The organism is Streptomyces sp. NBC_00461 (genome assembly GCF_036013935.1).
Taxonomy (GTDB): domain Bacteria; phylum Actinomycetota; class Actinomycetes; order Streptomycetales; family Streptomycetaceae; genus Streptomyces.
This window is the reverse complement of record NZ_CP107902.1, coordinates 6,820,019-6,833,536: the sequence shown is the minus strand read 5'-3', so window position 1 is coordinate 6,833,536 and position 13,518 is coordinate 6,820,019. Positions and strand designations below refer to the sequence as shown.

Below are 13,518 nucleotides of genomic sequence, written 5' to 3'. Positions count from 1 at the left end.
CTGACGGCTACCCTCGGCCGAGGGGGTGGGGCCCGTGGAGGAGTTCACTGCTGCCCGGCTGCAACGGGACGGTGTCGTCAAGGTGTTGGCGGAGCTGTATCCCGGGGTCGCCGAGACGCGGCTGCTGGTGGAGCCGCTCGGCGGCGATCTGGCGCGGGTGCCTGACCAGGCGGTGCCGCTCGTGCGCTGGTACGCCCTCTGCCGGCTGACGGAGCACGGCGCGTTCCCTTTCACCCTGGAGGGGCTGTTGAGGGCTGCTCTCGCCGAGTACCCGGGTGCACGTGCGCTCAGGGAGCTCCTCGACGACCGGCTTTCCGGGCTGCCCGATCCGGCCCGGGTGCTCTTCCTGATGTCGGGGCCCCGGACCGAGCAACGGCTGGCGCTGGGCGTGGAGTTCGACGGTGTTCAGGACGCGGTCCGGGTGCCGGGGTCCCGCCGTATCGACCTGCGGGTGCGGGCGGCGGCGCGCAATGACGACGTGGTGTCGGCGCTGGACGACGGCCGCCCGGACGTCGTGCACTTCGCCGGGCACGGCTCGGCCGACGGTTTCCTGCTGATGGAGGCGCCCGACGGTGCGACGGCACCGGTGCGCACGGACTGGCTCGCGCAGGCGCTGACCGCGATCGGCGGCGTGCACTGCCTGGTCCTGGCCGGCTGTCATCTCGGCGGAGATCTGCGGGACTTCACGTCGTGCGCCGACTTCTCCATCGGCTCTCGGCACCCCCTGCTGGACGAGGACGCGGCCTCGTTCAGCCGCGGTTTCTACGAGGGCCTGCGGCGCGGCCGCGATGTGCCGGCGGCCTTCGCGCTCGGGGCGGCGCAGGTCACCATGACGGCCGGCGACGCACGAGGGCTCGTGCTGGCGCGGCGGGCGGCCGTATAAGTCCCGACCTGCGGCGCAGCAGTCGTCGTACGGTGGGGGCAAGACGGAAGAGGGGAGCTCCTCACGATGGGTGGGGCAGTCAGTGCGGTCAGCAGCAACGGCGGGTACTCGTTCACCAAGCCGAACCGGCAGAGCATCACTTTGCTCGCAGGGCTCGGGGTGGAGGGGGACGTGCACGCCGGTACGACGGTGAAACACCGGTCCCGGGTGGCGAGGGACCCCTCGCAGCCGAATCTTCGGCAGGTGCACCTCATACACGAGGAGCTGTTCGAGGAGGTCCGGGAGGCCGGGTTCGAGGTGCTGGCCGGGCAGCTCGGGGAGAACGTCACCACGCGCGGGATCGATCTCCTCGCCCTGCCCGCCGGAACGCTGCTGCGGCTGGGGACGGAGGCCGTCGTCGAGGTCACGGGGCTGCGCAACCCCTGTCTGCAGATCGACAAGTTCCAGCACGGGCTGCTGAAGCGGGTCGTCGGGCGGGACAGCGACGGCACGCTCCAGCTCAAGGCCGGGATCATGAGCGTCGTCGTCAGCGGCGGGACGGTGCGGCCCGGGGATCCGGTGAAGGTCGAACTGCCGGACGGACCGCACCGGCCACTGGAGATCGTCTGAGCGACACGGCCGCAACGGCCACACGCTCACACAGCCGCACAGCCGCACAGCCGCACAGTCACACAGGCATGCGACTGGATGGCCGTGTGGCTGTGCGGCCCACGGCCGTTGCGGCCCTTTTGCGCCCCTTTTGCGGCCCTTACGCGCGGAAGTCCGCCGGGCGCTCCTGCGGCGCCTCCGCGAGGGCCTTGGTGACCCCGTCGACACCCTCGCGCAGCCCGTACACCGGTGTGCCGGGCTGCTGCCGCCAGGAGTCCTCCAGGCCGCCGGCGTCTACGGTGTCGAAGCCGAGATCGTCGATCAGGGCCCGTACCGTTCGCTTCGCCACCTCGTCGTCGCCCGCGACCGGGAGCGCCATGCGGTCGGGGTCGCCGGCCGGGCGCGGGCGTTCCAGGATGTCCTGGGCATAGGTGCCGTTGAACGCCTTGATCACGGTGTGGCCGATGCGGTCCGCCGTCCAGGCGCTCTCTGTGAGGCCCTCGTCCTCGATCGCCGCGATCCTGCCGTCGCGCTGCTGCGGGTAGTAGTTGCCGGTGTCGATCACCACGACGTTCTCCGCGGCGCCGTCGAGGACGCCCTTCGGCAGGTTCGGGATCGCCTTGACGGGGATCGTGATCACCACGACCTCCGCACCGCGCGCCGCCTCCTCCACCCGTACCGCCCTCGCGCCGGTCTCCTCGGCCAGCGCGGTGAGCGTCTCGGGCCCGCGGGAGTTGGCGACGGAGACGTCGTGTCCGAGGGCGGTGAGCCGCCTGGTGAGGTTGCCGCCGATGTTGCCCGCGCCGATGATGCCGATCTTCATGACAGGCCCTTCCAAGGTCGATGCACACGCATGCGTCTGGGCGGCGTCAACCCCGGGGGCTCCCTGACTATTCCGCGGGCCGCTGCGAACGGGTGACCGCGCCCGGCCGTACGACGATCCCGCTCAGATCCGTACGACGATCTTGCCCGTGTGCCGGTTGGACTCCATCAGGCGATGGGCGTCCCGGATGCGGTCGAGGCCGTCGAGGACCTCGCCCACGACCGGGCGGAAGCCGCCGTCGGCGAGTCCGGCGTTGAGGAAGGCGGTGGAGCGGCGGCGGCCGTCGGGGGTCGTGGTCAGGGTCATGTTGGCGTACGTGTGGAGGGTGAAGGGCCAGCTCCACGGGATCTCGGCGGGGCGGGGGTCCAGCCAGCCGTAGACCACCACGGAGCCGCCGGGCGCAAGGCTCTCGGCCAGCGGGCGGAATCCGGGGCCGCCGATCGCGTCGAACATCACCTCGACGCCCTTGCCCCCGGTGAGCCGCTTGACCTCCTTGGCCACGGCCTCCGGCTCCGACTCCCCGGTGACGATGACCTCCGTCGCGCCCAGCTCCAGCAGGTGCCGGCGTTTCCCCTCGGTGCGGGTGGTGGCGAGCGGGATCGCTCCGATGCGGCGGGCGACCTGGAGGGCCGCGGTGCCGACGCCGCTGGACGCGCCAGTGATCAGAACGTGGTCGCCGGGCCTGAGGCCGGCGGTCTCCAGCAGGCTGCCGTACGCGGTCGTGTACGTCAGCCAGGCCGCCGCTCCGGTGACCGCGTCGACGGAGTCGGGGCGGCGAACGACGGCGGTGTCGGGCAGGACGACCCGCTCGCCGTAGACGCCCTGGGCGCTCATCTCGATGCCGGGGCCGGTCATCACCGGGTCGCCGACGGCGAGTTCGGTGACGCCCTCGCCGATCGCCTCGACGACGCCGGCGGCCTCGTAGCCGAGGCGGGAGGCGGGGAGCGTGGGCTGGTAGTAGTAGGCCCCGGCGCGGAAGAGGGCTTCGGCGCGGTTGAGGCCCAACGCCTCGACCCGGACGAGGACTTGGCCCGGGCCCGGGTCGCGGACGGTCACGTCCTCGACCCGCAGGACCTCGGGTCCGCCGATTTCATGGAAGAGCACGGTACGTGCGGTGGTTGGCATACAGGAAACGCTAGGAGGCCGTCGCGAGACGATCCATGTCCGCCGATCTCGTTTTCCTGTCCGATCGTCTTCTCCCTCGCGGCTGTGGATACCGTACGGGCATGGACGTACTCAGTGACGCCGTGGGCGCGATGCGCACCGGGCGGCCGCACTCCTCGCGCCGGGACAAGTACGCGCCCTGGGGCATGCGGTTCGAGGCCGCGGAGGGGGCCGGCTTCCATGTGATCCTGCGCGGGTCGGCCTGGCTGATCCCGTCGGAGGGCGAGCCCGTAGCGGTCGGGCCGGGGGACGTGGTGTTCCTGGCGCACGGGCGGGGACACGCGCTGGCCAGCGGGCTCGACGTGCCGCTGGAGGAGGTCCGGCCGGGGCCGGACGGGCGGTGGCCCGAACCACCGCCCGCGCCAAGGGAGTCGGCACCGGACACGGTCATGCTGTGCGGCGCCTACAAGATGGACCACAGTCGCGCCCACCGTCTGCTGACCGAGCTGCCCGAGGTGGTGCACCTGCCCGCCCAGGTCGGCGCGCACCGCTCGCTGCGGGCGGCGGTGGAGCTGCTGGGCATGGAGCTGGAGGAGCGCCGGCCCGGCTCGGACGCCATCGTCACCTCGCTGCTGGACACCCTGCTGCTGTACATCCTGCGCGCCTGGTGGCAGCGGGAGCACCATGGCACCGGCTGGTCGGCCGCGCTCGCCGACCCGGCCGTGGCGGCGGCCCTGCGCGCCATCCACGGGGACCCGGCCCACGCCTGGACGGTCGAGGAACTCGGCGCCGCGGGCGGCCTGTCCCGCGCGGCCTTCGCCCGCCGCTTCACCACGCTCGTCGGGGAACCCCCGCTCGCCTACCTCACCTGGTGGCGCATGACGACCGCCGGCCGCCTGCTGCGCGAGGAGGACCTGCCCCTGCGCCAGGTGGCCGGACGCGCGGGCTACGCCTCGGAGTTCGCCTTCGCCAAGGCCTTCAAACGGGCGTACGGGGTGGCGCCGGGCCAGTACCGAAGGCGCGCCTCCTAGCCGCCGCCCGGCATGACGAAGGGGGTGCCCGTCCGGCTCGCGGACGGGCACCCCCTGTGCGTGCTACTTGTTGAGGTACGCCCAGAACTCGTCGAACGACAGCACCTTGTCGCCGTTCAGGTCACGCGTCTTGATGATCGCCTCGGCGACCGTCTCGGTGACGTTCCAGTCGCCCCCCTGGGCAAGGGCGGTCTTGAACTCGGCGGCGGTGATGAAGCCGTCACCGTCAGTGTCGATCCGCTGGAAATCCTTGCGCGCCTCTTCGATGTCCGCCACCGATCCGCCCCTTTTCTCCGTACCTGCGTGTCTTGCCGTCTTGCCGTCTTGCTGACGCAGGTCAGATTAGCTGGCCGTTCGAGACTCCAGTGCGGCGACCACCCAGGCGAACTCCTCCTCGTGCGCCGAGAGCGTCGTTCCCTTGAGAACGGCCATCAGCTCCCGGTACCGGGCCAGGCGCAGGTTGTGGGTCGCCTTCATGCGTTCCAGTACGGCGGCCCGGTCGGCATTGCCGAGGAGGTCCGCCAGCACCCTGTCGGCCTGCGGGGACTCGGGGGCGACGCCCTGCTCGCGGGCCTTCCCCACCAGCTCGACCAGCCGCTTGAAGAACCACATGGACGCGCCACGCGGGGTGTCCTCGCCCCGGTCGGCGGCGTTGAACTCGGCCGCCTGCCGCATCTGCGCCCGGAACTGCGGATCCTGGACCATCTCGGCCAGTTCCACCCAGGCGTCCACCTGCTCGGGCGTCGGGTCCTGAGGCAGGTCGAGGGCGCTCGTGCGCATCCGCTCCCGGATCTCCGGGTCCGCCAGGTCCAGCCCGTGGAACGTCTCGTCCACGAACTCCTGCAGGATCCGCCTGCGCTCGGCTGCCGACAGCCGCGCCAGTCTGTTCATCAGGGTCATCTCCTCTGCGGTCGAACCGCGTCGTGCCACGGTCGACAGCACCGCACGGGTCACCCGCAGCGAGTCGATCTGCGCGTCCAGCGCCATCACATGGGCCGCCGCGACCTGAGCGACCGTCCGCTCCCCGTCCAGCACCCTGCGCACGTCGTCCAGGCCGAGGCCCAGCTCGCGCAGCGTGCGGATCAGTTCCAGGCGGGCGGCGGACCCGGCGTCGTAGAGCCGGTAGCCGCCCGTGGAGCGGGTCACCGGGGTCAGGACACCCTCGTCGGACCAGTAACGGATGGTCCGCACGGTCAGCCCGGTGGCCCGGGCCAGCTCGCCGATGGTGAAAAGGCCGGTGCCGTCATCGATCATGTCTGGGAGTCTGGGCCTTCCAGTGGGTGGAGACTCAAGGAGCGCGGCGATGGAGACTCTGCGGGACATTCTCGACGCGGCCGCCCGCGGTGTCTTCCCGCCGGCGGACGGTCGTACGACGGTGGTCCCGCAGGCCTGCGCCCGGGACGCGGGTGTCCTCGCCTTCACCGCGCACGCCGTCGTGTTCACGGACGAGGATCCGCAGTGGATCCACGAGACGCTGCGCACCGTGGACTGCGACGAGCTGGCGGCGCCCATGCATCCGCGGTTCCTGGCGGCGTTCATGGAGCGGACGGGACGCGGGGCCGAAACCGTCGACGCCATGCTGGTCGGCTCCCCGCTGCCGGGTGAACCGCCGCTCACCCTGCGGGAGATCGAGGACGCCGCCCACTCCCGCGCCGTCTACGCGCGCGGGCGGCGCGACGAGGTGCGCGCGTGGGCGGCCGAGGGCGGTGTGCTCGTGACGGGGCGCGGGATCGGCGGGCGGCTTGAGGTCTCGGTGGAGGTGGACGAGCACGTACGGCACCGGGGGCTGGGCCGGCGGCTCGTGACCGCCGCCCGGCACCTCGTCACCGAGCCGCTGTGGGCGCAGGTCGCGCCGGGGAACGCCCGCAGCATGCGGACGTTCCAGGCGGCGGGCTACCGTCCGGTGGGCTCGGAGGCGCTGCTCCTCGCCCGCCGGGCCGTGTCGGGACTCAGTGCCAGGGCGCGTAGTACGGATTGCTCTCGCAGTCGTTCATGATCTCGGTCTTGGTCTTCTTGTCGACCGGGCAGACGCCGATGACGTACTGCCGCGCGATGCCGCCGGGGAAGGCGACCTCGACCTGGTCGGCCCACTTGTGGGTGTCGCCGATGGTCTTGTTGACGTCGACGCCGCCGGGAGCGTCGATGTAGTAGTTGTAGCCCGACTTGTGCCAGGTCTTGTACAGGTCGTGGTCGTACGTCGTCGAGACGTACGGCGAGGGCTGGTTGACGAGGACGTACTGCTCGATGTCGTACTGGCCGCCGATGACGTCCTTGGGCTGGAAACCCTGCTCGAAGACGACTCCCGGGCCGCGGTTGTCGCTGCGGTAGAGCGTGCCGCAGGTCTTGCGCCAGACCGGTTCGGGGGTGATGCGGTCGACGTCGACGCGGTGGTCGGCCGCCGCCTCGACCGGGTCGGCGAACTGGGGACAGGCAGGCGCGGCGGCCTTCGCGGGGGTGACGGTGGGGACGGTCGCGGCCGTCGTGGCGAGGACGGCCGCGAGGGACAGGACGGCGGCAGCGGCCCGCCGCCGCAGGCGAGTTGTGATCATGTGCGGCACGATTCCGGTTCCGCGGCGGCGGACTGTGGATCATCACTCGTTCGTCGGCGTGTCCCGTCCTTTCTCAACTCACGGTGTTTCAAAGGTGATTCAGCGGAAGATGCCCGTGTGGCCGAGCGAGTAGCGGCCGGGCTGCGGGTACACCGCGAGGCCGTGGGGGCCGCTGCCGACCTTGATGCGGGCCAGCTGGGTGCCGGTGCGGGTGTCGATGGCGTACACCTCGGAGTTGTAGCGTCCCGACAGCCACAGGACCTTGCCGTCCGCAGAGACGCCGCCCATGTCGGGGCTGCCGCCGCCGGGCAGGTGCCACTTCTCGGTGAGCCTGTTCTTCGCGAAGTCGAAGAGGGAGATGGCGCCTTCGCCCCGGTTGGAGATGTACATGACGCGCGAGTCACGGCTGACGTAGAGGCCGTGGGCGCCCTTGCCGGTGGGCAGGAGGGTGGGCTTGGTGAACTTGTCGCCGTCCAGGATCCACACGCCGTCGGCCACCATGTCGGCGATGTAGAACTTCCTGCCGTCGGGCGAGATCTTGACGTCCTGCGGCATCGCCCCGTGGAACGGCAGCTTCTCCTGGCCGATCACCTTCATCTTCTCCGTGTCGACCTTCAGCAGTTCGCCGCTGAATTCGCAGGACACGATGAAGTAGCGGCCGTCCGGGGAGAAGTCGGCGTGGTTGACGCCGTAGCAGCTGACCGGGACGGTCCTCTCGCGCTTCATGGTGTGCGCGTCGCGGAAGACGAGTTCGCGGTCGAGGGAGGCCATGACGATCGCGTACTTGCCGTTGGGCGTGAAGTAGAGGTTGTACGGGTCGTGCACGTCGACGGTCTTGCCGGCCTTGCCCGTTCTGGGGTCGATGGGGGTGAGGGTGTTCCCCTTGTCGTTGTTGACCCACAGCGTCTTCAGGTCCCAGGAGGGGACGACGTGCTGGGGCTGGGCGCCGACCGGGATCGTGTCGATGACCCGGTACGTCTTCGGGTCGATGACCGAGACGGTGTTGGAATTGGTGTTGGGGACGTAGACCCGGGACGGGAAGTCCTTCACCACCGGGGAGAGTTGGTCCGGGCGGTCGGCCGCGTACACGTCGTTCGGGTCGAGGACCGGCGGCATGCCGGGCAGGCGCTGCACGGCCGTCTTCTTCTTCACCGGTGCGATGGCCGCCTTGCTGCTGAGGGCCTCGTCCTGGTGATGCTGGGTGCCGCTGCAGGCGGCGAGGGGGGCGAGCGCGGCGAGGGCGGCGGTCGCGATCAGGGCGCGGGTGAGCCGGGTGGGGGTCATCAGCTGAACAGCTCCGTGGTGGTCACGGCGGCCAGGCCGCGGTGGGTGAGTTCTTCCAGTACGACGGGGAGGGCGGCGACCGTGTCCGGGTAGCCGAAGTGCAGGCTCACCACGGACCCGGCCCGGACCTCACCGAGGACCGTGCGTACGACGGCGTCGGCACCGGGCCTGGTGTAGTCGAGGGAGTCGACGTCGTACGAGAGGACGTGCGGATAGCCGGCGCTGCGGGCCAGACGTACGACCAACGGGGACGCGAGGGGGGCGCGGGAGGGGCGGAACCAGGTGCCGATGGATCCGGTGAGCCGTCGGAGCCGGTCGGCGCAGGCGGTGATCTCGGTACGGGCGTCGGCCTCGGACATGGTGTTGACGGCCAGGTGGCGCTGGGTGTGGTTGCCGAGGTCGTGGCCGCCGTCGAGGATGCGGCGGGCGACGTCCGGGTGCTCGTCGAGCCAGGTGCCGACGGCGAGGACGGTGAGGCGGGCGTCGTGCTTCTCCGCCGCGGTGAGCAGGGAGTGGGCGACAGCGGGGTCGCCCTGACCGTGGAAGGTGAGGGCCACCCGGGGGTGGGTGCGGGGGCCGTGGGTGAGCTGCGCGGGTTGGCCTGGGTAGCCGCGCGGGGTGGGTGCGGCCGATGCGGTGGCGGGATCGGTGGACGGGTGCGCCGGGGCGCTGGAGTGGGCGACGGCGCCGCTCGTGGCGCACCCTGCGGTGAGGGCGCCTGCGGCGAGAAGGCCGGCGCCCGTGCGGAGCGCCGTCCGGCGGTCGGTCGAGGTCACCGCACCATTTAAGGGGTGATGGGTGTGAAAACCGCCGATTGCCCCGATCGGGGGACATTCTTCGGGTCGCGGTCAACCGCTAGCGGTCGGCCACCCTCATCTCGAACCAGGTGGTCTTGCCACGCGGCAGGAGGTCGACTCCCCAGCGGTCGGAGAGCTTGTCGACGAGGAACAGGCCGCGCCCGCTGATGTCCGTCTCCTGGACCGGCATCAGGCAGGGCAGCCCCCGGGAGGGATCGCGGACCTCGATACGGATCCAGCCCCGGCGGCGGTGCATACGGAGACCGAAGACGCGGGCACCGGTGTGGCGGACCGCGTTGCCGACGAGTTCGGAGACGAGCAGGACGGCGTCCTCCGTCATCTTGGGCGTGAGGCCCCAGTGACGCAGGACCACGACCTGGGTGAGACGGCGGGCGGTGGCGGCGGACTCCGGGCGGGACGGCAGCGGGACTTCCGCCTCGGTCGGATTTCCGAACAACTCGAGCGCTTTGAGCGCCTGTTCATCCTCGACCGCGGGCGACCAGCGCGCCGCGGTCGCACGGCCCTGTCCCCGCGGCTGTTCGATGCCCTCCAGCCCCGCCATGCCCCCATCATGGCCGCCACGAGCGGGCTCCGGGGCCGTTCCGGAGGAATACGCCCCCCGGAATACGTCGCTCCGAATAGGTCGATCGACATATGCCAAAGGCAGTTCGGAGGCGTCAACGGGGCGGCTGACCTGCGGTGAAGGCTCTGTGGGGGGCAATCGACGGTCTCCCTCGACAAGGCAGACTTAAGGTTGCGTTAAGGCTCCCATAAACCGCCCCATCGAGGGAACGGGATCAGACATCGCGTCAATTGCAAGGGGTACAGAGGTACTTGGTACTTCAGTACCTCAGAGGAACTTGGCCTTGCCCGGACCCTCCTCCACGAAGCTCCGCATCCCGCGCTCGCGGTCCTCCGTGGCGAACAGGCCCGCGAACCAGTTCCGTTCGACCGCGAGGCCCGTCTCGATGTCCGTCTCCAGACCCGTGTCGATCGCCTCCTTCGCGGCCCTCAGGGCGATCGCCGGTCCCTGCGCCAGCTTCGCCGCCCACGCGTGCGCGGCGGTGTAGACGTCCTCGGCCGGCACCACCCGGTCCACCAGACCCAGGGTCAGCGCCTCGTCCGCCTTGACCATGCGGCCCGTGAAGATCAGGTCCTTCGCCTTCGACGGGCCGACCAGACGGGACAGCCGCTGGGTGCCGCCCGCGCCGGGGATCAGGCCCAGCAGGATCTCCGGCTGGCCCAGCTTGGCGTCCTCGGCCGCGATCCGGTAGTCGGCGCACAGCGCCAACTCGCAGCCGCCGCCGAGCGCGTAGCCGGTGATCGCCGCGACCACCGGCTTGGGGATGTGGGCCACCGCCGTGAACGAGTCCTGCAGGGCGCGGGCCCGCAGGATCATCGCCGCGTGGTCCATGTTCTGCATCTCCTTGATGTCCGCGCCCGCCGCGAACACCTTCTCCCCGCCGTACACGATCACGGCCCGTACGTCGTCACGACGGGTCGCCTCCTCGGCGAGTTCCTTCAGCCGGTCCTGTGTGGCGACGTCCAGCGCGTTCATCGGCGGACGGTCGAGACGGATGGTGCCGACGCCTTCGGCGACTTCGAGATTCACGGTCATGCAGGCAGGTTAACGGGGACTAACGGCAACGGGCCTGGTGCGGTCGCTCACACTCCGGCCGGGGGTCTGGGGGTTGCCCCCAGGCAGGCACAGCACGGGGACCAACGGCAACGGGCCCGGTGCTGTCGCTCACAGCACCGGGCCCGCTCGACGTCAGACGTCTACGACTTCCACTTCTCCCACGACATGTTCCAGCCGTTGAGGCCGTTGTCGGGGTCGACCGTGCGGTCGTTGGAGTGCTTCACGACGACGACGTCGCCGATGATCGAGTGGTCGAAGAACCAGCCGCCCGGCAGCCCCCGGTCGTAGCCGCCGCGGGTGTCCCGCAGGCCTATGCAGCCGTGGCTGGCGTTGTAGTTGCCGAAGGCGCCGCCGCCCCAGTAGTTGCCGTGGATGAAGGTGCCGGAGTTGGTCAGGCGCATGGCGTCCGGGACGTCCTTGATGTCGTACTCGCCGCCGTAGCCGACCGTTTCGCCGTTCATACGGGTCACCCGGAGCCGCTCGCTGATGACCATCTGGCCGTTCCAGGTGTCGTAGCCGGGCTTGCCGGTGGTGACGGGCAGGGTCTTGACGACCTTGCCGTCGTGCATGACCTTCATGGTGTGCTTCTTGGCGTCGACCACGGAGACCTGGTTGCGGCCGATGGTGAACTCCATCGTCTTGGTCTGCTTGCCGTAGACGCCCTGCCGGCCCTCGACCCCGTCGAGGTTGAGCTTGACCGTGACCTTGGTGCCGGACTTCCAGTACTGCTCCGGACGGAAGTCGAGGCGGTCGTTGCCGAACCAGTGGCCCTCGACGTCGACGGCCGGCTCGGTCTTGATGGTGATGGCCTTCTCGACGTCCTCCGGGTGCGTGATGCCCCGGGTGAAGCGGACGGAGAACGGCATTCCGACGCCGACCGTGGTGCCGTCCTCGGGCGTGAAGTTGCCGACGAAGGTGTTCTGCGGGGTGAGGGTGGTGAAGCGGGAGTCCTCCGCCGCCTCACGTCCCTCGGTGTCCTTCGCGACCGCGTGCACCGTGTACGTGGTGGACGCGGCCAGATGCGTGGACGGCGCCCAGCCGGTGCCGTCGCCGGTTATCTTCCCGGCGACCTCGGCACCCTTGGAGTCCTTGACCGCGACCGCCGTCAGCTTGCCCTTGGCGGCGCTGACCTTGAGGGCGCCGGTGGTGTCGACGGACTTCGCGCCGTTCTTCGGGGCGATCGTGACGACGGCCTCCGACTGCTTGCTCTGTGCCGCGTCCGAGCCCTTGCCCTTGCCGTCGCCGGAACCGGATGATCCGGAACCCGAACCGCCCCCGCCGCACGCGGTGACGGCGAGCACCAGCGCCCCGAGTATCAGTGCCAGCAGTCCCCGGCCCCCACGGCGCTGCGCCTGGGTCGTTCGCGCGTCAACCGACGCCCCCGATATCGGCCGCACGTTCAAGTTGTTCTCCCCTCGCCGGGCCTGGTCAGGCCCGCACCCCGGCGCGCGTCCACGCACGCATTGGCGCATATTAACCAGAAGGTTTCGGGGATCGTGTCAGGTGAATGTCACTGTTCAGTCGCAACATCGATCACGCGCCTGACTCAATCCCCGCCTTCCCTCCGGTTACTTGACCGCGCCGCCCGCCTTCCACTCCTTCCAACCCATGTTCCACCCTCCGAGGCCATTGTCGGGAGCGACCTTTTTGTCATTGCTGTGGACGACCTGGACGACGTCCCCGACGAGGCTGCGGTCGAAGAACCAGCCGGCCGGGGTGTCGGAGCTGCCGCCCTTGACGTCCACGAGTCCCACGCATCCGTGGCTGACGTTGACGTGCCCGGGGGCGTCCGGCGCCCAGTAGTTGCCGTGCAGGAAGGTGCCGGAATCGGTCAGGCGGAGCGCGTGCGGGACGTCGGGGATGTCGTACTCGCCCTTGCCGTTCTCCTTCTTGAAGCCGACCGTGGCGCCGTTCATCCGGGTCAGTTCGAGCATCTCCATCACCACCATCTTCCCGTTGTAGGTGGTGTGCTTGGGTGCCCCGGCCGTGATCGGCACGGTGGCGAGGAGCGCGCCGTCGCGCCGTACCTGCATCGTGTGCGCGGCCGCGTCGACCAGGGAGACCTGGCTGCGGCCGACGGTGAAGGAGAACGTCTTGTACTGCAGCCCGTAGACGCCGTGCGCCCCCTCGACGTCGCGGAGCCCGAGGGAGACGGTGACCTGAGTGCCGGGCTTCCAGTACTGCTCGGGACGGAAGTCGAGCCGGTCCTTGCCGAACCAGTGCGGGCGGACCTCGACCGCCGGTTTCGCCGTGACGCGGATGGCGCGCTCGACGGCGGCGCGGTGCTCGATCTCCCGGTTGAACTCCAGGGAGACGATCATTCCGGTGCCGACGGTGGAGCGGTTCTCCGGGGTGACGTATCCGATGAAACGCTCGTCGGGGACGTACGTGGTGAACGTCGTGTGCCGGGCGGACCTCCGTCCGTGGCCGTCCAGAGCGACCACGTCGACCGTGTACTTGGCCGAGAGGGCCAGCCTGGGCTCGTCGGGTTCCCAGCGCAGGCCGTCCTCGGAGATGCGGCCGCGCACCTCGGACTCCTGTGCGTCCTGGGACTTCACCACCTTCACCTTCTCCAGGCGCCCGCTGGGCACCCGTACCCGCAGCGTCCGGTCGGGTCTGACGCCCTTGCTGTCGTCGTCCGGGGAGACCCGGATGACGTCCTCTGGTGCCGGGGCCTTGCCGAGTGCCTCGCCGATGTCGCTCCTGTCCGTGGCGTTGGAAGTGCAGCCGGCGGCTCCGGCCAGGAGCCCTGCCCATGTCAGTACGGCGGCCAGCGCGGCCCCCGCGCGCCGTGCGCGCCCTTGTGCATGCCTCACGGCC

The 13,518-nt window shown here is 70.3% G+C and carries 15 protein-coding genes; 4 read left to right on the top strand and 11 right to left on the bottom strand.

Annotated features, from left to right (window positions below):
• The first annotated feature begins 34 nt into the window (after positions 1-34).
• Together OG870_RS31980 and OG870_RS31975 are read left to right on the top strand one after the other, a co-directional pair.
• Complete coding sequence (locus tag OG870_RS31980; protein WP_266590079.1) at positions 35-883, top strand: CHAT domain-containing protein; 849 nt, start codon at positions 35-37, stop codon at positions 881-883.
• 66 nt (positions 884-949) lie between these two features.
• Positions 950-1,492: an MOSC domain-containing protein gene (locus OG870_RS31975; RefSeq protein ID WP_266590077.1), complete on the top strand. Its 543-nt coding sequence runs from the start codon at positions 950-952 to the stop codon at positions 1,490-1,492.
• A gap of 139 nt (positions 1,493-1,631) precedes the next feature.
• Here the strand turns inward: OG870_RS31975 and OG870_RS31970 are convergent, their stop codons facing one another.
• Positions 1,632-2,309, bottom strand: coding sequence for an NADPH-dependent F420 reductase (locus OG870_RS31970; RefSeq protein ID WP_405624863.1), 678 nt, complete (start codon positions 2,307-2,309; stop codon positions 1,632-1,634).
• 108 nt (positions 2,310-2,417) lie between these two features.
• A complete protein-coding gene (locus OG870_RS31965; RefSeq protein WP_266843870.1) occupies positions 2,418-3,419 on the bottom strand; it encodes a zinc-dependent alcohol dehydrogenase family protein in 1,002 nt (333 codons plus the stop codon).
• Between the two features lie 101 nt (positions 3,420-3,520).
• Between OG870_RS31965 and OG870_RS31960 the strand changes: the two genes are divergently transcribed.
• The gene (locus OG870_RS31960; protein WP_266843872.1) at positions 3,521-4,429 is read left to right on the top strand and encodes an AraC family transcriptional regulator; all 909 of its coding nucleotides are present in this window, start codon (positions 3,521-3,523) and stop codon (positions 4,427-4,429) included.
• A 63-nt stretch (positions 4,430-4,492) separates the two neighbouring features.
• Here OG870_RS31960 and OG870_RS31955 read toward each other — a convergent pair whose 3' ends face one another.
• Both OG870_RS31955 and OG870_RS31950 read right to left on the bottom strand, forming a co-directional pair.
• Positions 4,493-4,705, bottom strand: a complete 213-nt coding sequence (locus OG870_RS31955; protein ID WP_266590073.1) for an EF-hand domain-containing protein — start codon at positions 4,703-4,705, stop codon at positions 4,493-4,495.
• Positions 4,706-4,771: 66 nt separating this feature from the next.
• Positions 4,772-5,683: a helix-turn-helix domain-containing protein gene (locus tag OG870_RS31950; RefSeq protein WP_266843874.1), complete on the bottom strand. Its 912-nt coding sequence runs from the start codon at positions 5,681-5,683 to the stop codon at positions 4,772-4,774.
• Positions 5,684-5,732: 49 nt separating this feature from the next.
• On the opposite strand from OG870_RS31950, the gene OG870_RS31945 reads away from it, so the two are divergent.
• Complete coding sequence (locus OG870_RS31945) at positions 5,733-6,425, top strand: GNAT family N-acetyltransferase (protein WP_266590068.1); 693 nt, start codon at positions 5,733-5,735, stop codon at positions 6,423-6,425.
• On the opposite strand, the gene OG870_RS31940 is transcribed toward OG870_RS31945, so the two are convergent.
• The 7 genes from OG870_RS31940 to OG870_RS31910 all read right to left on the bottom strand — a co-directional run bounded on the left by OG870_RS31940 (position 6,379) and on the right by OG870_RS31910 (position 13,514).
• Complete coding sequence (locus tag OG870_RS31940; RefSeq protein WP_266843877.1) at positions 6,379-6,978, bottom strand: ADP-ribosyltransferase; 600 nt, start codon at positions 6,976-6,978, stop codon at positions 6,379-6,381. The two genes, OG870_RS31945 and OG870_RS31940, sit on opposite strands and share 47 nt — an antisense overlap.
• Before the next feature lie 99 nt (positions 6,979-7,077).
• A complete protein-coding gene (locus tag OG870_RS31935; protein WP_327691759.1) occupies positions 7,078-8,262 on the bottom strand; it encodes a YncE family protein in 1,185 nt (394 codons plus the stop codon).
• Complete coding sequence (locus OG870_RS31930; RefSeq protein ID WP_266521803.1) at positions 8,262-9,038, bottom strand: polysaccharide deacetylase family protein; 777 nt, start codon at positions 9,036-9,038, stop codon at positions 8,262-8,264. Before OG870_RS31930 ends, OG870_RS31935 begins: the two co-directional genes overlap by 1 nt.
• A 79-nt stretch (positions 9,039-9,117) precedes the next feature.
• Positions 9,118-9,726: an ATP-binding protein gene (locus OG870_RS31925; RefSeq protein ID WP_266592502.1), complete on the bottom strand. Its 609-nt coding sequence runs from the start codon at positions 9,724-9,726 to the stop codon at positions 9,118-9,120.
• 183 nt (positions 9,727-9,909) lie between these two features.
• Positions 9,910-10,677, bottom strand: coding sequence for an enoyl-CoA hydratase/isomerase family protein (locus tag OG870_RS31920; protein WP_266590064.1), 768 nt, complete (start codon positions 10,675-10,677; stop codon positions 9,910-9,912).
• A 161-nt stretch (positions 10,678-10,838) separates the two neighbouring features.
• Entirely contained in the window at positions 10,839-12,101 is a 1,263-nt protein-coding gene (locus tag OG870_RS31915) for a L,D-transpeptidase (RefSeq protein ID WP_266521798.1), read from the bottom strand.
• A gap of 165 nt (positions 12,102-12,266) precedes the next feature.
• Positions 12,267-13,514, bottom strand: coding sequence for a L,D-transpeptidase (locus OG870_RS31910; protein ID WP_266521796.1), 1,248 nt, complete (start codon positions 13,512-13,514; stop codon positions 12,267-12,269).
• Between the last annotated feature and the right edge of the window lie 4 nt (positions 13,515-13,518).

Coding starts and splice junctions, on each gene's coding strand:
- OG870_RS31920 (WP_266590064.1), bottom strand. CDS start 10,677: ATGACCGTGAATCTCGAAGTCGCCGAAGGCGTCGGCACCATCCGTCTC.
- OG870_RS31945 (WP_266590068.1), top strand. CDS start 5,733: ATGGAGACTCTGCGGGACATTCTCGACGCGGCCGCCCGCGGTGTCTTC.
- OG870_RS31975 (WP_266590077.1), top strand. CDS start 950: ATGGGTGGGGCAGTCAGTGCGGTCAGCAGCAACGGCGGGTACTCGTTC.
- OG870_RS31950 (WP_266843874.1), bottom strand. CDS start 5,683: ATGATCGATGACGGCACCGGCCTTTTCACCATCGGCGAGCTGGCCCGG.
- OG870_RS31935 (WP_327691759.1), bottom strand. CDS start 8,262: ATGACCCCCACCCGGCTCACCCGCGCCCTGATCGCGACCGCCGCCCTC.
- OG870_RS31960 (WP_266843872.1), top strand. CDS start 3,521: ATGGACGTACTCAGTGACGCCGTGGGCGCGATGCGCACCGGGCGGCCG.
- OG870_RS31940 (WP_266843877.1), bottom strand. CDS start 6,978: ATGATCACAACTCGCCTGCGGCGGCGGGCCGCTGCCGCCGTCCTGTCC.
- OG870_RS31965 (WP_266843870.1), bottom strand. CDS start 3,419: ATGCCAACCACCGCACGTACCGTGCTCTTCCATGAAATCGGCGGACCC.